The organism is Bartonella sp. AA168HLJHH, assembly GCF_042197365.1.
Lineage (GTDB): Bacteria > Pseudomonadota > Alphaproteobacteria > Rhizobiales > Rhizobiaceae > Bartonella.
The window spans coordinates 15,349-35,193 of sequence record NZ_JBHIRS010000002.1 but is presented as its reverse complement, the minus strand read 5'-3'; the positions used below and the strand labels follow the sequence as shown (position 1 = coordinate 35,193).

The 19,845-nt window shown below is 38.3% G+C and carries 18 protein-coding genes; 15 read left to right on the top strand and 3 right to left on the bottom strand.

What is annotated here, in order from left to right; translation table 11 throughout:
- Positions 1 to 14: 14 nt before the first annotated feature.
- The 11 genes from eno (at position 15) to ACFINM_RS02030 (ending at position 10,987) form a co-directional block, all read left to right on the top strand.
- Entirely contained in the window at positions 15 to 1,286 is a 1,272-nt protein-coding gene (gene eno / locus ACFINM_RS02080; RefSeq protein ID WP_375620762.1) for a phosphopyruvate hydratase, read from the top strand.
- A 112-nt stretch (positions 1,287 to 1,398) separates the two neighbouring features.
- Positions 1,399 to 1,806, top strand: coding sequence for an NINE protein (locus ACFINM_RS02075; RefSeq protein WP_375620763.1), 408 nt, complete (start codon positions 1,399 to 1,401; stop codon positions 1,804 to 1,806).
- Between the two features lie 379 nt (positions 1,807 to 2,185).
- Positions 2,186 to 2,596 carry a TM2 domain-containing protein gene (locus tag ACFINM_RS02070; protein WP_375620764.1) on the top strand — a complete coding sequence of 137 codons (411 nt, stop codon included), beginning with the start codon at positions 2,186 to 2,188 and terminating at the stop codon, positions 2,594 to 2,596.
- A 370-nt stretch (positions 2,597 to 2,966) separates the two neighbouring features.
- A complete protein-coding gene (locus tag ACFINM_RS02065; RefSeq protein WP_375620765.1) occupies positions 2,967 to 3,398 on the top strand; it encodes a hypothetical protein in 432 nt (143 codons plus the stop codon).
- A 182-nt stretch (positions 3,399 to 3,580) separates the two neighbouring features.
- Positions 3,581 to 3,892 (top strand): septum formation initiator family protein, encoded by a 312-nt coding sequence (locus ACFINM_RS02060; protein WP_012754998.1) that lies wholly within the window; start codon positions 3,581 to 3,583, stop codon positions 3,890 to 3,892.
- Positions 3,893 to 4,029: 137 nt separating this feature from the next.
- On the top strand, positions 4,030 to 5,070 hold the full coding sequence (gene pdhA, locus ACFINM_RS02055; RefSeq protein ID WP_375620766.1) for a pyruvate dehydrogenase (acetyl-transferring) E1 component subunit alpha: 1,041 nt from the start codon (positions 4,030 to 4,032) through the stop codon (positions 5,068 to 5,070).
- A 16-nt stretch (positions 5,071 to 5,086) separates the two neighbouring features.
- Positions 5,087 to 6,454 carry a pyruvate dehydrogenase complex E1 component subunit beta gene (locus ACFINM_RS02050; protein WP_375640069.1) on the top strand — a complete coding sequence of 456 codons (1,368 nt, stop codon included), beginning with the start codon at positions 5,087 to 5,089 and terminating at the stop codon, positions 6,452 to 6,454.
- A gap of 14 nt (positions 6,455 to 6,468) precedes the next feature.
- Entirely contained in the window at positions 6,469 to 7,812 is a 1,344-nt protein-coding gene (locus ACFINM_RS02045; protein WP_375612899.1) for a pyruvate dehydrogenase complex dihydrolipoamide acetyltransferase, read from the top strand.
- 220 nt (positions 7,813 to 8,032) lie between these two features.
- On the top strand, positions 8,033 to 9,493 hold the full coding sequence (lpdA, locus tag ACFINM_RS02040) for a dihydrolipoyl dehydrogenase (RefSeq protein WP_375620768.1): 1,461 nt from the start codon (positions 8,033 to 8,035) through the stop codon (positions 9,491 to 9,493).
- A gap of 67 nt (positions 9,494 to 9,560) precedes the next feature.
- On the top strand, positions 9,561 to 10,523 hold the full coding sequence (gene lipA / locus ACFINM_RS02035) for a lipoyl synthase (protein ID WP_375611273.1): 963 nt from the start codon (positions 9,561 to 9,563) through the stop codon (positions 10,521 to 10,523).
- Between the two features lie 2 nt (positions 10,524 to 10,525).
- Complete coding sequence (locus tag ACFINM_RS02030) at positions 10,526 to 10,987, top strand: type II toxin-antitoxin system RatA family toxin (RefSeq protein WP_273791149.1); 462 nt, start codon at positions 10,526 to 10,528, stop codon at positions 10,985 to 10,987.
- 597 nt (positions 10,988 to 11,584) lie between these two features.
- On the opposite strand, the gene ACFINM_RS02025 is transcribed toward ACFINM_RS02030, so the two are convergent.
- From ACFINM_RS02025 to rirA, 3 genes are read right to left on the bottom strand one after another with little or no spacing between them, the layout of a single operon-like run.
- The gene (locus ACFINM_RS02025; protein WP_375611275.1) at positions 11,585 to 12,073 is read right to left on the bottom strand and encodes a CinA family protein; all 489 of its coding nucleotides are present in this window, start codon (positions 12,071 to 12,073) and stop codon (positions 11,585 to 11,587) included.
- On the bottom strand, positions 12,070 to 13,260 hold the full coding sequence (locus ACFINM_RS02020; RefSeq protein WP_375620814.1) for a bifunctional 2-C-methyl-D-erythritol 4-phosphate cytidylyltransferase/2-C-methyl-D-erythritol 2,4-cyclodiphosphate synthase: 1,191 nt from the start codon (positions 13,258 to 13,260) through the stop codon (positions 12,070 to 12,072). Before ACFINM_RS02020 ends, ACFINM_RS02025 begins: the two co-directional genes overlap by 4 nt.
- A gap of 24 nt (positions 13,261 to 13,284) precedes the next feature.
- The gene (rirA, locus tag ACFINM_RS02015) at positions 13,285 to 13,728 is read right to left on the bottom strand and encodes an iron-responsive transcriptional regulator RirA (protein WP_375611276.1); all 444 of its coding nucleotides are present in this window, start codon (positions 13,726 to 13,728) and stop codon (positions 13,285 to 13,287) included.
- A gap of 172 nt (positions 13,729 to 13,900) precedes the next feature.
- Between rirA and ACFINM_RS02010 the strand changes: the two genes are divergently transcribed.
- From ACFINM_RS02010 to ACFINM_RS01995, 4 genes are read left to right on the top strand one after another with little or no spacing between them, the layout of a single operon-like run.
- Positions 13,901 to 16,168, top strand: a complete 2,268-nt coding sequence (locus ACFINM_RS02010; RefSeq protein ID WP_375630198.1) for an ATP-binding protein — start codon at positions 13,901 to 13,903, stop codon at positions 16,166 to 16,168.
- A 1-nt stretch (position 16,169) separates the two neighbouring features.
- On the top strand, positions 16,170 to 17,528 hold the full coding sequence (locus ACFINM_RS02005; protein WP_375611278.1) for a sigma-54-dependent transcriptional regulator: 1,359 nt from the start codon (positions 16,170 to 16,172) through the stop codon (positions 17,526 to 17,528).
- Between the two features lie 4 nt (positions 17,529 to 17,532).
- A complete protein-coding gene (gene trkA / locus ACFINM_RS02000) occupies positions 17,533 to 18,909 on the top strand; it encodes a Trk system potassium transporter TrkA (RefSeq protein WP_375611279.1) in 1,377 nt (458 codons plus the stop codon).
- 10 nt (positions 18,910 to 18,919) lie between these two features.
- The gene (locus ACFINM_RS01995; protein ID WP_375630199.1) at positions 18,920 to 19,729 is read left to right on the top strand and encodes a hypothetical protein; all 810 of its coding nucleotides are present in this window, start codon (positions 18,920 to 18,922) and stop codon (positions 19,727 to 19,729) included.
- Positions 19,730 to 19,845: the final 116 nt, after the last annotated feature.

Genomic DNA, 19,845 nt, shown 5'->3' with positions numbered 1-19,845 from the left:
ATAAGGAAACACATATGACTATAATTGTCGATATCATTGGGCGTGAAGTTCTTGATAGCCGTGGTAATCCAACGGTAGAAGTTGATGTTCATTTGGAGAATGGAGCTTTTGGTCGCGCTCTGGTTCCTTCGGGAGCTTCAACAGGAGCACACGAGGCTATAGAGCTTCGTGATGGTGGTTTGCGCTATCAAGGGAAAGGTGTTGAAAAAGCGGTTGCTGCAGTTAATGGCGAAATTCTTGAAGAACTTGGTGGGCGGGATGCAACAAATCAAATTGCTATTGATCAAGCAATGATTGCTTTGGATGGAACGCCAAACAAAGCCCGTCTTGGTGCCAATGCACTTCTTGGTGTTTCATTAGCTGTTGCAAAAGCAGCTGCGGATTCATTAAATTTACCTTTGTATCGTTATATTGGTGGTACACAAGCGCATATTCTTCCAACCCCCATGATGAATATTATTAATGGTGGCGTTCATGCTGATAATTTGATTGATTTTCAAGAGTTTATGATTATCCCTATAGGAGCTCCTACTGTAAGAGAAGCTATCCGTTATGGCGCTGAGATTTTCCATGCATTGAAAAAGCGTTTAAAAGATGCGGGTTATAATACCAATGTTGGTGATGAAGGTGGTTTTGCTCCTCAATTTAAAAGTGCTGATCAAGCAATTGATTTTATTATGGAATCTATCATGATATGTGGTTATAAACCAGGTGAACAAATTGCCATTGGTTTAGACTGTGCTTCAACCGAATTTTATAAAAATGGTTCGTATTTTTATAAAGGTGAGGGGAAATGCCGAGACATCCAAGAGCAGGTAGATTATTTAGCGCATCTTGTGAAAAATTATCCTATTATTACAATTGAAGATGGAATGGCAGAGGATGATTGGGAAGGTTGGAAGCTACTTACTGACACAATTGGAGAAAAATGTCAGCTTGTTGGCGATGATTTGTTTGTAACGAATTCAGCACGTTTGCGTGATGGTATCAAAATGGGGGTAGGCAATTCTATTCTCATAAAAGTTAATCAAATTGGTACATTGAGTGAAACACTCGATGCTGTAGAAGTAGCACATAAAGCAGGTTATCGTGCCATTATATCTCATCGTTCAGGCGAGACAGAGGATTCTTTCATTGCAGATCTTGCTGTTGCAACGAATTGTGGACAAATTAAAACAGGTTCTCTTGCACGTTCGGATAGATTAGCAAAATACAATCAACTTATTCGTATTGAAGAAATGCTAGGAGCCCAAGCGCATTATGCTGGTGATTTATATCGTGTATAGTTGTGAGCAAAAAATATGAAAATATAAGATCATTTAGATTATGAAATTGATATTTCTTATCAAAGGCATATGCATAGTAATTTTATAGGTATTTAAATTTATAGGGATTAAGATGAGAGGTGTGATTATTACTCAAGATCAAGGAATGTATCTCGTTTCGGGTGATGACGGTAAGCGTTATCAGTTTGCGACTTGGGATTGGTTGGGAAAGAAACCACCAAGGATTGGTGATGCGGTTGATTTTGTCTATGAAGGGGGTGTTGTCAGTTCTGTTTTTCCATTGTTGAGATCAGGTACAGAGAACACAAAGATAATGTTCGCACTGCTTTGTTGGGTTGCAGGTATCTTTGGTGTTCATCGCTTTATGGTTGGGAGAGTTCGGACGGGTACTTTAATGCTCGTTTTATCTTTATCATTGTTTGGATTGATAATTACCGGTATTTGGGCAATTGTTGATTTTATACTCATTGTTGCTGGAAAATTTACTGATAAAGATGGGAATCAGATTACAGATTTGTGAAAATCTTATAATAAAAAAAATAGTAAAGTTTACTTTTTATTTCGATCAATATATTAAGTTGCATAATGCAGGATTATTGTATTCTATTTCTTTAATGTGAGATATTAAGAGAAATATGCACAGCTGAATAAAAGTATTGAAAAAGACTGTGCTATTTTATGTGGGTAAAACAACGACGTAAATCAACTAAGGTTGTTTTGTATTGCTGCTTATAGCAGCAGAAAGCGTTAGATCATTGGGGGGACAAAACTATTTTAATTTCATGTTTATCACAGCTGCTACAAATTTTATTTACGTCGTGAGGTTAATCAACATATTATAAAAAGAAATAATCTCTTTATGAATAACACATAAGGAGCAGCTTTATAGGTGGGCAAGGATGAAGGGTAAAATTATTGGTCAAGATCAAGGAGTTTATCTCGTTTCGGGAGGTGATGATAAGCGTTATCAATTTGAGGATTGGAATTGGTTAGGAAAAAAACCACCGAGTATAGGGGATATTGTTGATTTTGTATATGAAGATAATGTTGTTAAATCTGTTCTCCCTCTCTTGAGTCAAAAAGAATCAGAGCAATCAAGATTAGGTCTGGCAGTTATTTGTTTTTTTTTGGGATGGTTGGGTATTCACCGCTTTATGGCTGGTAAAATTGGAACGGGTATCGTAATGCTTCTCATAAATGTAACAGGTATAGGAATTCTTATCAATATACTGTGGTCATTTATTGATTTTATAGTTATTTTATCTGGATATTTTAGAGATGCAGATGGCAATAAAATTACCAAGTTATAGCGACTCGACAAAATTTTAATATAAATAAATAATTTTATTTATATTTATCAATATATTAATTTAATAATGTAAGTTATTTTATTCTATGTCTTTAATGTTAAATATTAAATAAAATTATGAGTATTTAAATAAAAATATTGAAAAAGAATGTACTATTTCATATAAAAAAACAAAAGTACAAATCGAACAGCGTGCTTTGTATTGCCACTTATAAATGCGGGAATTTTAAGTTGTTGGGGGATTTTAGGCTTTTTTAAATGTCGTATATCACTGTGAGTACAGATCGTATTCATGCAGTGAGGTTTATCCAACATATTATCATATTAGAAGAAAAGCTTCTTTATGCATAACAATTTTATAGGTGGTGAAGATGAAAGGTAAAATTATTAGTCAGGATCAAGGAAATTATTTCGTTTCAGGTGGTGATGGTAAGCGTTATCAGTTCTTGAGTAGGAATTGGTCAGGAAAAAAGCCACCAAAGGTTGGTGATATGGTTGATTTTGTCTGTGAAGGGGATACTATTAAGTCTGTTTTCCCTATCTTGTCAGCAGGGCAGCCACAACAATCAAAAATGTTGTTAGCGATCGTTTGCTTGTGTTTTGGTGCATTGGGGATTCATCGTTTTATGGTTGGTAAAATTATAACAGGCATTGTAATGCTTCTTATAACTATACTAAGTACAATAGGTCTACTATTTATGGGAATAGGGCTTATAGGGATTATTTTTATAATTATACCTTGGGTATTGATTGATTTTATTCTTATTTTAACAGGAAATTTTAGGAAAAAAGCTACAAATTAGAGGATATCCAATATTTATAATATAAAAAGTGAGGCATTCAACTTACTTTGATCGTATTAAGGGGGGGGATAAATTGAAATAACAAATTATTTTGGTGTAGATTTGGTAATGAGGTATTAATCAAAATCATGCATAGTTGGGCAAAATATCAAGAAATTTTGCTGTAAAGACTGTGCTATTTTATGTGGACAAAGCAGAAACGTCGATCAATCAAAGTACGCTTTGTACTACCTCTTATGACGGTGGGAGTCTTAAGCTATTTCAGTTATCACATTTATCATGGTGAGTATGGATTGTATTCACGCAGTGAAGTTAATCAGCATATTAGCGAATTAGAAAAGGAGCTTCATAAAATAGAAGCTGAGCGGATATTCATGGAAAAGCGTATTTCTCTTTTACGCAACGGGCATATAGAAAAAGATATGTTGGATGAGTATGTCCGAAAGAATTTGAACTTTTCTAAGCCAAATGAACTGACAATCTTAATACCTTGAAATTGATACTAAAGGTAAATGAAAAATCGCTTAATTTAAACAACAATCAGCAATGATATTGTTTAAGCCGGATTGATAAGGCTTGTAACTTTTGTTCGTAAAGGTTATTCCTAAATAATCATAAAAGGGAGTTTAATATGGCAGAACGACTTAAAAAAAATTCTGCGTCGGTGGCGCGCACTGCATTATCAAGCACCACAAAGAAAGCACCAATAGCAGATTTTACAAAAGAAGAAGAACTTGATGCTTATCGTGAAATGCTTTTAATTCGCCGTTTTGAAGAAAAAGCAGGACAACTTTATGGTATGGGGCTTATTGGGGGATTTTGTCACCTTTATATTGGTCAGGAAGCCGTTGTTATAGGAACATTGAAAGCGGCAAAAGAAGGTGATCAGGTTATTACGTCTTACCGTGATCATGGTCATATGTTAGCGGTTGGGATGAGTCCGCGTGGTGTTATGGCAGAATTAACGGGACGTCAAGGTGGCTTTTCCAAAGGGAAAGGTGGCTCGATGCATATGTTCTCTAAAGAAAAGAACTTTTATGGGGGACATGGTATTGTTGGTGCGCAGGTTCCCATTGGTTCAGGTTTGGCATTTTCGAATCAGTACCTTGGTAAAGATAATGTGACATTGGTTTATTTTGGTGATGGTGCTGCAAATCAGGGGCAGGTTTACGAGAGTTTTAATATGGCTTCACTTTGGAAGCTTCCCGTTGTTTATATTATTGAAAACAATCAGTATGCTATGGGAACGTCAGTTTCACGTGCATCTGCAGAAACTGATTTTTCACGACGTGGTCTTTCTTTTGAAATTCCAGGTATTGTTGTTGACGGTATGGATGTTCGATCAGTAAAAGGAGCTGCTGATGAAGCAATTTCTTGGGCACGCTCAGGTAAAGGACCGATCATTCTTGATATGCAGACCTATCGCTATCGTGGTCATTCCATGTCTGATCCAGCAAAATATCGTTCAAAGGAAGAAGTCCAAAAAATAAAAGAGGAGCACGATCCGATTGATCAAGTAAAAAGTCGGATTCTTAAAAAAAATTGGGCGAGCGAAGACGATTTAAAATCTATTGAGAAAGAGGTCCGTGCAATTGTTGCTGATGCGGTAGATTTTGCACAAAGTGATCAAGAGCCAGATGCTTCTGAGCTCTATACTGATATTTTAGTTTGATGCGAGGGAAGCAAGTATGTCTATTGATATTTTGATGCCGACGCTTTCACCAACTATGGAAGAAGGTAAACTGTCTAAATGGCTCAAGAAAGAAGGTGATAAGGTTAGCTCTGGCGATATTATTGCTGAAATTGAAACGGATAAGGCTACAATGGAAGTAGAGGCCGTTGATGAAGGTACTCTTGGTAAAATTTTTGTGCCTGAAGGTTCAGAAGGCGTAAGGGTTAACACTGTTATTGCAATTTTGTTAGAAGAAGGTGAGCGTGCTGAGGATATTTCGCAACCTACTGATACAGCACAAAAAACTAAGGAATCTGCTCTTTCTCTGCCTTTGTCAGTTCCGCAGGCTGCTCCTACTTTTGATACATCTCTTAATTTTGATATTCCAGCGGGAACACAAATGGTTACAATGACAGTTCGTGAAGCGCTTAATCAGGCTTTGGCTGAAGAAATGCGGCGTGATGAAACAGTTTTTCTTATGGGGGAAGAAGTCGCGCAATATCAAGGTGCCTATAAGGTTAGTCAAGGTTTGTTGGAAGAATTCGGAGAACGCCGAGTTATTGATACCCCAATTACAGAACACGGCTTTGCTGGGCTGGCTGTCGGGGCTGCTTTTGGTGGGTTACGTCCTATTGTCGAGTTTATGACCTTTAATTTTGCGATGCAGGCGATGGACCAAATTATTAACTCAGCAGCCAAAACACGTTATATGTCTGGTGGACAAATGACCGCTCCTATGGTTTTCCGAGGTCCCAATGGCGCGGCTGCCCGTGTTGGTGCTCAACATTCTCAATGTTATGCTGCATGGTATAGTCATGTACCAGGTTTGAAAGTTGTCATGCCTTATAGTGCTGCAGATGCAAAAGGTTTGCTGAAATCTGCTATTCGTGATGATAATCCTGTTATTTTCCTTGAAAATGAGATTTTGTATGGGCATCAATTTGATGTTCCTCAACTGGATGATTTTCTTTTGCCTATTGGTAAGGCACGTATTCATAAGTCTGGACAAGATGTGACGATTGTTGCATGTGGAATTGGGATGCATTATGCTGTTCAAGCGTTACCAGAAATTGAAAAACTTGGTATTGATGTTGAATTGATTGATTTACGAACCATTCGCCCGATGGATCTTCCAACAATTCTTTCGTCAGTTAAAAAAACAGGTCGTTTGGTAACAATTGAAGAGGGATTTCCTCAGTCATCTGTGGGAACTGAAATAGCAACGCGTGTTATGCAGCAGGCTTTTGACTATCTTGATGCACCAATTGCTACGATTTCTGGTAAAGATGTTCCGATGCCTTATGCCGCTAATCTTGAGAAGTTGGCTTTGCCTAATACTGCTGAAATTATTGAGGCCGTTAAGGCTGTGACATACAGAGCATAACGGAGGAAAGCATAATGCCCATTAAAATTACAATGCCAGCGCTTTCCCCTACGATGGAAGAGGGAAATTTAACAAAATGGAATATTAAGGAGGGAGATAAGGTTTCCTCTGGTGATGTTATTGCTGAAATTGAGACGGATAAAGCGACAATGGAAGTCGAAGCCGTTGATGAAGGTAGGGTTGCTAAAATTGTTGTTCCTGCTGGAACACAAGGCGTTAAAGTAAATGCTTTAATTGTTGTTTTAGCAGAAGAAGGTGAAGATTTAGCTGAAGCTGCAAAAGTTGCAGAAGAAATCTCTTCTTCTACAAGACAAAAACCAGAGGGCATCAAACAGACAGATTCTCTGAAACAGACGGACTCAAAGGGAATAAAAATGTCTCACGAATCATCAACTGGGCAATTAATACAGCAAGATAAAAAGGAAGCTCGTCTTTTTGCCTCTCCCTTAGCGCGGCGATTAGCATCTCAGGCAGGTCTTGATTTATCCCTTATTTCTGGAAGTGGTCCGCATGGGCGTATTATTAAGCGCGATGTAGAAAAAGCTGTGAGCAGCGATATGTCTAAAGTGTCTTATTCATCATCGATAGGGGAGCTAATAGCTACAGGTGCTTCGGACAAACAGATATTGAAACTCTTCAAAGAGGATGAATATAGCTTCGCTCCCCATAATAATATGCGTAAAACAATCGCGACACGTTTGGTGGAATCAAAACAGAGAGTCCCACATTTCTATGTAACGGTAGATTGTGAACTTGATGCGCTATTAGCACTGCGTACACAACTAAATGCTGCTGCTCCAATGGTTAAGGGGCAGGAAGAAACTCAGCCTACTTATAAGCTTTCTGTTAATGATATGGTGATCAAAGCTGTCGCACTTTCTTTGAAAGCGGTTCCTGATGCGAATGTTTCTTGGCTTGAAGGCGGGATGCTTCATCATAAACATTGTGATGTTGGGGTTGCTGTTTCTATTCCCAATGGATTAATTACACCAATTATTCGCCATGCAGAGAAAAAGCCGTTATCACTTATTTCCAAAGAGATGAAGGATTTTGCAAAGCGTGCGCGCGAGGGCAAGTTAAAAATGGAAGAATATCAGGGTGGAACAACAGCTGTATCAAATATGGGGATGTATGGTATAAAAAGTTTTTCGGCTATTCTTAATCCACCGCATGCGACGATTTTTGCGATTGGTGCAGGGGAGCAACGCGCCGTTGTTAAAAATGGTGCATTAGTTGTTGCGACAGTTATGTCAGTTACGCTTTCTGCGGATCATCGTGCTGTCGATGGTGCTTTAGCAGCAGAGCTCGCGCGGACTTTTAAGAAGATGATTGAAAATCCATTAGCAATGTTGGTTTGAACTGTTTAACAGTTCTTCACGTAAATTGTGAGAAAGCGTGTTAGGAGAATAGAAACAAATTTAAAGAGTTTAAAGAGCAATGTTATTGCTATTTCTGGTTTGGGTAAAGCATTTACGTGAAGCTTAAAGCAAAGACATAAGATAATTCTCTCATGTTGTTTTACAGTCTTAAGTTCAAAAAATGCATATCCGTTTTTTATATATCCATGGAGGAATTACTGTGGCAAATCTTTATGATGTAATTGTGATTGGATCAGGTCCAGGCGGATATGTAACCGCAATTCGTGCAGCACAATGTGGCTTTAAGACTGCGATTGTTGAACGTGAACATTTGGGAGGGATCTGTTTAAATTGGGGATGTATTCCAACAAAGGCCCTTCTACGTTCAGCGGAAATGAAACATTTTGCTGAACATGCGACAAATTATGGATTAAAAATTAATGGTTCAATTGAGGCAAACATCAAAGATGTTGTGGCACGTTCACGGGGTGTTTCAGCACGTTTAAATGCTGGTGTTGGTTTTTTAATGAAAAAAAACAAAATTGATATTATCTGGGGTGAAGCAAAGCTTACTAAAGAAGCAAAGGGAAGCCTTCCTGCGGAAATTATGGTTTCTTCATCCTCCAAACCGATTATGCAACCGCAAAATCCAGTCCCTAAAGGGACGTTAGGGGAGGGAACTTATCAAGCAAAGCATATCATTATTGCAACGGGCGCACGTCCTCGTGTCCTTCCTGGTATTGAGCCAGATGGAAAACTCATTTGGACTTATTTTGAAGCTATGATACCGCCAGCAATGCCAAAATCGCTTTTGGTTATAGGGTCTGGGGCTATTGGCATTGAATTTGCTTCTTTTTATCATGATATGGGGGCGACAGTAACTGTTGTTGAAATGATGCCCCATATCATGCCTGCTGAAGATATTGAAATTTCAACGTTTGCTCGTAAACAGTTAGAGAAAAAAGGTTTACGTATTCTTCGTCAAGCAAAAGTAACAAAGGTTGAAAAATCTTCCGATTCTGTAAGTGTACATATTGATGTTCAAGGTAAAATAGAGTCAATGACTGTTGACCGGTTGATTTCCGCTGTTGGGGTGCAAGGTAATATTGAGAATCTTGGTTTAGAAGCTTTGGGAATAAAAACCGATCGCGGCTGCATTGTAACTGATGAATGGAGTTGGACGGGGGTGGAAGGTATTTATGCTATTGGTGATGTAGCAGGCCCTCCTATGTTGGCCCATAAAGCAGAAGAAGAAGGTGTGATATGTATTGAGCATCTTGCAGGTTTGAAAAGAGCTCATCCACTTGATAAAAGAAAAATTCCAGGGTGTACATATTGTACACCACAGGTTGCCTCTGTAGGGCTTTCAGAAGCGGCAGCAAAAGAAGCAGGTTATGATATACGTATTGGTCGTTATTCTTTTGCTGCGAATGGTAAGGCGATTGCTTTGGGTGAAGATCAGGGGTTAGTAAAAACGATTTTTGATAAAAAAACAGGACAGCTTCTCGGGGCCCATATGGTAGGGGCTGAGGTAACAGAATTGATACAGGGTTTTGTTATTGCTATGAATCTTGAAACAACAGAAGAAGAATTAATGCATACTGTCTTTCCACATCCGACCTTATCGGAAATGATGAAAGAAAGTGTATTAGATGCTTATGGTCAAGTTTTAAACGCTTGATGACTGGATTGTATGAAAAATTTTATATTTTTGATTGTTACTTCGTATTTATAAGGCAAAGGCTTAAATGGTTACGGTTGTTGATAGAGTTGCAAATAGACGATTGCGTCATCCTGAAAAGGCACATCGTCCTGATACAAGCGTTCAAAAAAAGCCAGATTGGATTCGTGTAAAAGCGCCAACATCACCAATTTATAAGGAAACACATGGTATTGTACGTACGCATAAGCTAGTGACTGTATGTGAAGAAGCTGGTTGTCCTAATATTGGCGAATGTTGGAGCCAGAGGCATGCTAGCTTTATGATTTTAGGTGAAATATGTACGCGTGCTTGTGCTTTTTGTAACGTTGCAACAGGTATTCCACTTGCCGTTGATGATAATGAGCCAGAACGTGTCGCTGATGCTGTTGCAAGGATGGAATTAAAACATGTTGTCATTACATCTGTTGATCGTGATGATCTTGCTGATGGTGGTGCTGAGCATTTTGCAAAAGTTATTTATGCGATTCGTCAAAAAACTCCTAAAACAACAATTGAAGTTCTTACACCTGATTTTCGTCATAAGGATGGCGCTTTAGAAGTTGTTGTTGCTGCTAAGCCTGATGTTTTTAATCATAACTTAGAAACAGTTCCTTCTAAATATTTGAAGGTCCGTCCAGGGGCACGTTATTTTCATTCAATTCGTTTGTTACAACGTGTTAAAGAACTTGATCCAACAATTTTTACAAAATCGGGAATTATGGTTGGCCTTGGGGAGGAGCGAAATGAAGTTTTGCAATTGATGGATGATTTGCGCGCTGCTGATGTTGACTTTATGACAATTGGACAATATTTGCAGCCTACACGAAAACATCATCCAGTTGTTCGTTTTGTGCCTCCTGAAGAATTTGAGTCTTTTGCCAAGATTGGTAAAGTAAAAGGATTTTTACATATGGCCTCCAATCCTCTAACGCGTTCATCTCATCATGCTGGAGATGATTTTGCCATTTTGCAAAAAGCGCGTGATGAAAAATTTTCCTTACAGAGATAATTATGCCGATTTTTACAATACATCGGCAGATCACCCATAGTGCCAGTGAAATGTTTGATCTGGTTTCAGATATTGAGCGTTATCCTGAATTTTTACCAATGTGTGAGTCTTTAATAATACGTTCTCGAAAAGAATATGGAAAAAAAATATTGCTTCTTGCGGATATGACCGTTGGCTATAAGATTATTCGTGAAACTTTTACGACTCAAGTATTTCTTCAGCCGGAAAAAAGTCTTATAGAAGTTAAATATATTGATGGTCCATTCAAATATCTTGAAAATCGTTGGGCCTTTCATGATATTGAAAATACCAATGCATGTAATGTAGAGTTTTTTATTGATTATGAGTTTAAAAGTAAAACGCTTGGATTAGTGATGGGCTCAATGTTTGATATTGCGTTTCGTAAATTTACCGAGGCTTTTGAGAAGCGTGCGCATCAGATTTATGGCTCTACGGTAACATAGTCTATTCTGTTATTTTTTAACAATACCTATTGCTTAAACAGCGTGAAGGTGAAAACCGGTTTCCATCTTTACTATTTGTTTTTAATTCAGCTTTCAAAAGTATATTGAAGGAATATCATTTTAAATGATGAAGATGATGCACAGCTTCATGCTTTTGTTTCTCTCTTTTTTAATGGATGCACACTCATTAAACAAAACGCCCAAATAGAACCTGCTTGCGTCATACCCATTTCATAATAGTGCTCATAATAAATAGTATAGATTCTCGTAAAAGTATATAAAATCTACATCTGTACACTTATGAAGAATTCCTCCTGTATCATTTATTTGCCATCTCTCAAGATGTTGTGCCAGCTCTTAGCACTTGAGAGAAGTACAAGTGTCTCTTTCTTTAATCATTTTATTTATACAGTTTTTTCTCTTGTGGCGTGCAAGTGAATAAATTTGATTAATTCAACCTACACAGGACTGAAGTGAGATAACTTTACGCTATTCAGATCTTTCATTTTCAGGTTGTGATACAATAAAATTTTTTCAAGATGTTGACGATTATAGACACGATGGGGAATAAAGAATTTTGAAATTAGTATGGGGAATTCAGTGAAGCAATTCCAGAATCATTTTAAAAGCATTTTCAACAGTTGCGTGGCGGATAGCATTGCGATTAAGATGAGCAAAGTGCATTTCTTTGTGCAGGGGAGAGTGGTTTTTGTAAGCAACTGCGCAATGCACAAGTCCTACAGGTTTATCAAGACTTGCACCTCCTGGACCAGCAATTCCTGTTACAGAAACTGCAATGTCAGCTTGTGAATGTTTTAATCCACCCTCAGCCATTGCAAGAGCAACTTCTTTTGAAACGGCACCATAGGTTCTTATAAGTTCAGCACAAACGCCAACAAGGCGTGTTTTAGATTCATTTGAATAAACAACAAATCCACAATCGAGAACATCTGACGATCCTGCAATATTTGTGAGGCATGCAGCAATGAGTCCCCCTGTACAAGACTCTACAGTTGTTAACAGCAAACCTTTTTGGCGAAAGGTATTAAGGACTTCATGTGCGTGTTTTTCACAAAGATATGTCATTGGGGAATTTCTCCTGAATAAAGGACGCTCACTGTTGCAAGAGCAGCAATTCCCTCACCACGACCAATAAATCCAAGCCTTTCATTTGTTGTTGCTTTGATAGAGATTCGATCAGGTGTTATTGCAAGTATTGTTATAAGATTTTCTGTCATGGCATGACGATATGGACTAATTTTAGGATTTTCAGCGATAATTGTGATATCAACATTGGCGATACGACCACCTGCTTGTTTTATAATATCAAGAGCATGACGGAGAAAAATTTCTGATGATACATTTTTCCATTGAGGATCAGAGGGAGGAAAATGTGTACCGATATCTCCAGCACCTTGAGTTGCAAGAAGGGCATCTGTTAATGCATGAAGAGCAACATCCGCATCGGAGTGTCCATTTAATTTTTTATGAAAAGGGATTTTTATACCACATAATATAAGAAAATCACCATCCTCAAAAGAGTGAACATCATAACCATTGCCGGTACGAATATCAGGAAATATTTGCATTTTCTTTTGGAGATATAAATGTGCAGTATTAAAATCTTCATGCCATGTAATTTTTATGTTGTTAGGATCCCCAGGAATGGTACGCATAGGAATTCCAAACCATTCGGCAATTGCAGAATCGTCAGTGAATTCTTGTTTGCAAGCTTGTTTTGCTTGTTTATGGGCCGCTAAGATATGTTCAAAGGGAAAACACTGTGGAGTTTGTGCACTATAAAGATGGGTACGGGGAATTGTTTCTAAAACATGCTGATTATTTATACGTTTAAGGGTATCAGAGATGGGCAGAACAGGAAGAACACCTTCTTGAGGCGTGATAGTGTTGTGAATGTTATTAAGAAGCTTGTTTTCGATAAAAGGGCGTGCACCATCATGAATATGCACATATTGGGGGGCAAATTTTTTGAGTGCCTGAAGTCCATATAAGGTAGAGATTTGACGTGTATTGCCTCCTTCAACGATAATAAGGCGCTCTTTAAAATCGTCAATAGCTTGTTCACAGATTTGACGATCTTCTGGATGAATAACAAGAATAATTGTTGTGATAGCTGGATGCTGCAAAAAACAATGCACGGTATGATAAATAATTGGCTTTTGTCCTAGAAGCCGATATTGTTTTGGAATTTTATGGGGAGATCCTGCTCTTTCACCCCGTCCAGCGGCTAATATTATTGCTGCAATAGAAATACTTAATCTCCTTGTATTATAATCTTAGTTTGCTTTTTTGTCATTAATTTTAAAATGATTTTGAAAGGATGGTTGTTGTAGATCAGCAAGGGATATCACGGATAACACCTCAAAAAAAGCATTTAATGCTTTTTGAAGTGCGGTATTTAAACCACAAAAATCAAACAAGGGGCAAGTTGGTTCTGCAGTATCGAAACATTCTGCGAGGGAAAAGTTGTCTTCTGTTACTTTCACAACATCAGCGACTGAAATCTCTGCTGCGGGTTTAGCCAATCTAACTCCACCATTGCGTCCACGCACTGTTTGTATAAAACCTGCTTGAACAAGCAGCTGAAGGATTTTAAATAAAAAAAGCTCTGAAACGGCATATGCTTTAGCGATTTCTGGAACACGACTGAGAGTTCCCTGATTATCTGCACAATACATGAGCATTCGAAGAGCATAATTTGTTTGTTTTGTTAATCGCATCTCATTTCCTTCGTAAAGTATCGTCGAACACAGTCTATTTTAAAGATATTTTGCAAAATGTAGAAGTTTTTTCTCGTTGACTATATTTGCCTATTTTAAATGTAGTATTAGTATTGTCAATTTTTGCTACAAAAGGTTATATGAGAATAATGGGATAAGGGTATGTAAGCTCATGACGAATATAACATCTGTGACGAATCTTCAAGACATAGATAAAAATACTTATAACGATGAGTTGTATCGTTTAAGTAAGGTATATATTTTTTTAGGGATTACAATTATTGTATTGGCTTTACTTACGGCCTCTGTTTCATTTATTATTCTTATTGGATTAACTCCTGTTGTTCCCAGTAGAACAGTAACCCTTATTCTTATAGGAATTAATAGTTTTTGGGTTTTAGGGCTTATTGTCATCGTTTTTTATGAGATGATACCGATCATTCGTGCTTGGCGTTCAAGGCGTGCAGGATCGCGTCTTCATGTGCGCCTTATTTCATTGTTTGCACTTGTTGCGACAATGCCAGCTGTTGCTGTAGCTCTTGTATCGGGTCCAGCACTAAATTTGGGACTTGATCGATGGTTTGATACAACAACGCGGCAAATTGTGGGCTCTTCTATTGATTTAGCAAATGCTTATGCAGATGAAATGCTCCAAAATTTAAAAAATTTATCCTACGCGATGGCATTTGCACTTGATAACAAAAAACTCTTAGAACGTAATCCAGCTGAATATAGGATGCAATTGACGCGTCATGCTCTAGGACGCAATTTGCGTGGTGCATTTTTGTTAAGTTCTAGTGGAGCTATTTTTGTATCGAGTGCTCTTGGTGATGAAGATAAACTGCCAATTCCTCCTTCTCATCTTATTGAACGTGCAACCAGTGCGAGACCTTTTTCTTTTCAACCAGGCGTCCATGATTATTTTGGTATTATTTTAAAATTTACCAATATTCCAAACACATTTTTATATTTGGTGCGTGACGTTGATAAAGGTGTTTTATCTGCTTTGCGTTTGACGGAAGTTAATACAGATCGTTATCGTGATTTAAATGAGAATCGCCTGCTGACACAGATTGCATTTGGTATGCTTTATTTGTGTCTTTTTTTTAGTTTATTCTTATCAGCCATTTGGGCTGCTATTGCTGTTGCTGATCGCTTAGTACGTCCTATTCGTCTTCTCATTAGTGCTGCCGATGATGTTGCTTCTGGAAATATGGAAATTTTCGTGCCAGTACGAGCAAAAGATGGAGATATTGGGCAATTATCCAAAACTTTTAATTACATGGTCAGTGAATTGAAAAGTCGGCGTAATGAATTGATTGCAGTGCGTGATCAAATTGATGAAAGACGGCGTTTTTCTGAAGCTGTGTTATCGGGTGTAACAGCGGGAGTAGCAGGTATAGATGATAATGGTGATATCACCATTATCAATCGGTCTATTGAAGCGATGTTTGATATTCGCTCAGAGCGCGTTGTTGGAAAAAGTCTTTTATCTTTAAGCGCTGAAATTTGGCAGGTTTTTCAGTTTGTGCGTTCATTGGATCGTAAAAACCATCGTGAGCAGGTCACTTTAAACGTTGCAGGAAAAGAGCGTGTCTGTAATGTCCAAGTTACGATGGAGGAGGATGATGGACAAGGGCAATCTTGGGTTCTAACAATTGATGATATTACAGACCTTGTTGCAGCGCAACGTACAGCGGCGTGGGCGGATATTGCGCGGCGTATTGCACACGAAATTAAAAATCCTCTTACACCTATTCAGTTATCCGCTGAACGCATTCGTAAACGTTATAACAAAGCTATTACACAAGATAGAGAGGTCTTTGAGCGGTGTATTGACACAATTATTCGGCAGGTTGGAGATATTGGGCGTATGGTTGATGAGTTTTCCTCTTTTGCACGTATGCCCAAACCCAAAATGCATATTTTAGATATACGAGAATTGTTGCGCGAAGCATGTTTCTTGATAGAGGTGACGCGACATGATATTCATTTTGAGCAAGATTTAGGAACTCTACCACTTATGGGTGCATTTGATAACCGTCTCATTGTACAGGCTTTTTGCAATGTTATCAAAAACGCGAGCGAATCCATAGATTCAGTTATGCGAGAGGAAAATATTCACGGTCATATTCTTATCCGTTCTTATCGTCAGGGAGAATGGGTGGTTGTGGATGTTGTTGATAACGGGAAAGGACTTCCTAAAGAGCAAAGACAAAAGTTATTAGAACCCTATATAACAACGCGGGAAAAAGGAACAGGGCTGGGGTTAGCTATTGTGCGCAAAGTTATTGAAGATCACGGTGGTTTCATGGAGCTTCATGATGCACCGGAGAGTTTTTATGAAGGTCGTGGTGCGATGATCCGTTTGATATTTCCAGCGGATGGGGGTAAGCAGGGTAATATTATACAAGCCATAAATCATAAGATAGGGGAATAGTATGGTATCAGATATCTTGATTGTTGATGATGAAGCAGATATTCGTGAGCTTGTTGCTGGTATTTTAGATGATGAAGGTTATGAAACGCGTGTTGCTTGTAACTCTGATGAAGCATTGGCTCAAATTAGTGAGCGTATTCCAAAGCTCATTTTTTTGGATATTTGGCTACAGGGTAGTCGTCTCGATGGTTTAGCACTGCTTGATGAAATTAAAACACAATATCCGGCTCTTCCGGTTGTTATGATCTCTGGTCATGGTAATATTGAGACGGCTGTTTCCGCTATAAAGCGAGGGGCATATGATTTCATTGAAAAACCTTTTAAAGCTGATAGACTTGTATTGGTTGCAGAGAGAACACTTGAAAATTCAAATTTAAAACGTGAGCTTTTAGAATTGCGAAAGCGTTCGAACGAGACATTAGAGTTGCTCGGAAAATCGACAGTTATAAAAAATTTGCGTCAAATCATAGAAAAAGTAGCACCAACCAATAGTCGCATCATGATAACAGGTCCTTCAGGGGCAGGAAAAGAGACTGTTGCACGAGCTATTCATGCGCTCTCAACGCGTTCGAATGGGCCATTTGTTACAATAAATGCTGCAACGATTACTCCGGAAAGAATGGAAATAGAGCTGTTTGGCAGCGAAATGGAGGGAAGAGAGCGTAAAATTGGTGCCTTAGAGGAAGCTCATGGCGGTATCTTATATCTTGATGAAATTGCTGACATGCCGCGTGAGACTCAAGGGAAGATTCTTCGGGTTTTAACGGGGCAAACATTTGAGAGAATTGGCGGCACAAAACGTGTTAAGGTGGATGTCCGTATCATTTCTTCGACAGCGCAAAATCTTGAAAACCTCATTTCTGATGGGCGCTTTAGGGAGGATCTTTTTCACCGTCTTTCCGTTGTTCCTATTGTTGTTCCGCCCCTTTCAGCGCGTCGTGAAGATATTCCAGAACTTGTACATCATTTTGTAAAAACAATATCACAGCAGGTTGGGATTAAACCGCGTGCAATCAGTGATGATGTGATTGCTATTTTGCAAACGCACGCTTGGCCGGGTAATGTGCGGCAATTACGTAATAATATTGAGCGTCTTCTTATTCTTGTGCGGGATGGTGATGGTCCTATAACAGCGGACTTTCTTCCCAGTGAAGTAAGTGATTCTTTGCCACGTCTTCAAATGGATTCAGATGAAAGTATAATGGATTTGCCGTTACGTGAAGCTCGAGAATTATTTGAAAAGAGATATTTAGTGGCGCAGATTGGGCGTTTGGGTGGAAATATATCACGTACTGCTGAATTTATAGGCATGGAGCGTTCAGCTTTGCACCGTAAACTTAAAGCGCTTGGAGTTTCTTAAAGCGATGCGTATTATTATTTGTGGAGCAGGACAGGTTGGTTATGGGATAGCAGAGCGTCTTGCTGCTGAAAATCACGATGTTACTGTTATTGATATTGAAACGAGATTAATTGAAAAGATTCGCGATACATTGGATGTGAGAGGTTTTGTTGGTCACGGTTCACGGCCTGAAGTTCTTTTGGCTGCAGATGCAGACAAAGCTGATATGTTGATTGCTGTCACTTTGTTTGATGAAGTTAATATGGTAGCTTGCCAAGTAGCACATTCATTATTTAATGTGCCCACAAAAATTGCTCGTATTCGCTCACAATCTTATTTAGAACCACGTTATAAGACGCTTTTTTCCAGAGAGAATATTCCCATTGATGTGGTTATTTCGCCAGAAGTTGAAGTTGGGGAAATGGTTTTGCGCCGTATTGCTTTACCTGGTGCAATAGATGTTCTTTATTTTTGTAATGATGATATTGTGGCACTAGCTTTGGAATGCATGGAAGATTGTCCCGTTATTAATACACCTTTGCGTCAATTAACAGAGCTTTTTCCAGATCTTCATACGACGGTTACTGCTATTAAACGTGGCGCGGAATTATTGGTTGCACATTCAGAAACGCAATTACGCGTTGGTGATATAACCTATCTTGTTGTTTCTCGTGAACAGATGCGTCGTGCTGTTGGGCTTTTTGGTCATAAAGAACAAGATGCCCACCGCATGATTATTGCAGGGGGTGGTCACATTGGCCTTTATGTTGCACAGGCTATTGAAAAGCGTTTTCATAAATTAAAATTGAAGATTATAGAAGCGCATAGAGAAAGAGCCCTCACAATTGCTGATCAGCTTGAAAAAACAACAGTTTTATACGGTAACGTGTTAGATCCAGTGATTCTTCAAGATGCGGGAATTGATCAGTCCGATTTAATGATTACATTGACCAATCAAGATCAGGTTAATCTCTTAAGCGCTATTATTGCTAAAAGATTGGGCTGCAAAGCCAATATGGTATTGATTAATAATGTTGCCTATCAAGAATTTAGTCGTGCTGTTGGTGTGGATGCATATCTTAATCCCCATAGTGTTACAATATCGAGAATTTTGCAACAAATGCGCCGTGGGCGTATTCGTTCTGTTCATTCAGTTTTTAATGGCCGAGCAGAAATTATTGAAGCTGAAGTGATGCAAACATCTTCACTGGTTGGTAAGTCATTATCAGAGCTCAATTTATCAGATGGTTTGAGAATTGGTGCAATTTATCGCAATAAGACAATAATACAGCTTTCGGCAGATACGCGTATTTTGTCTGGTGATAGAATAGTGATTTTTGCTCTTGCTGATAGGGTTCGTGATGTTGAACAACTCTTTCGCGTAAGTTTAGAATATTTTTGATGTATTATCTATGGATATTTGTACTTTTTGGTATAGTGGACAATTAAGATTGGTAGATAGGCTTTGTTTGTCTTCAATGGTTAAAACTGGACAGCGCGTTAAGCTTTTTAGTTATGATAAAAAAATAGATAATCTCCCTGCTGGTGTTGAGCTGTATGAAGCCGAATCAATTTTACCACGCTCAGCAATTTATCGCCTTGATCCCGATTTTTCTGATGATAAACTAGGGTGTACAATTGTTCAGTTCTCGGATTTTTTTCGTGTTATGCTGATGAAATATCAACAAGGTGTTTGGTTAGATACAGATGTTTACCTTGTTAAACAATTTCATCCAGATGCGGATAAGGTTTGGTTGGCAAGAGAAAATAATACAAGAGTAGGCGTTTCTGCACTTTATTTTCCGCCCAATAACCCTATTATAAAAATATTTGAGGATTATTGGGCAGGTGCAGAAATTATTCCTCATTGGCTTGGGTTTAAGCGTCGTGTTTGGAGACCGTTCTGGTTAAAGAGGAAAAAAATGCCGATTTTACCGGGAAATCTTGGCGTTACAATATTTGGCAATGATGGTATTTCACGATTAGCAAAACGATATGGTTTTTTTCATGAAGCAAAGGAAAAGGAAACTTTTTATTATTGGACTGGGCGAAAAACTGAACGTATTTTTGAACCAGCTTTTGGCGTAAAGCCGCTTACAGATTCACGCTTGATAGGTTTTCATATTCACAGAAAGACAAAGACTACGAAAAGACCTCAGGAAGGAAGTTTTTACCATTGGGCGGTATCTCGCATTCCGGATGTTCATCATTTGTTTAGGTAGAGTTATTATTGCTATTTTAACTATTGAGATTTTAATCTATCTTATACAATCTCTTGATTGTAGCTTGCACAAGAGAGTAATGTTAACATATGGACAAAAACATTGAATGTGTAAAG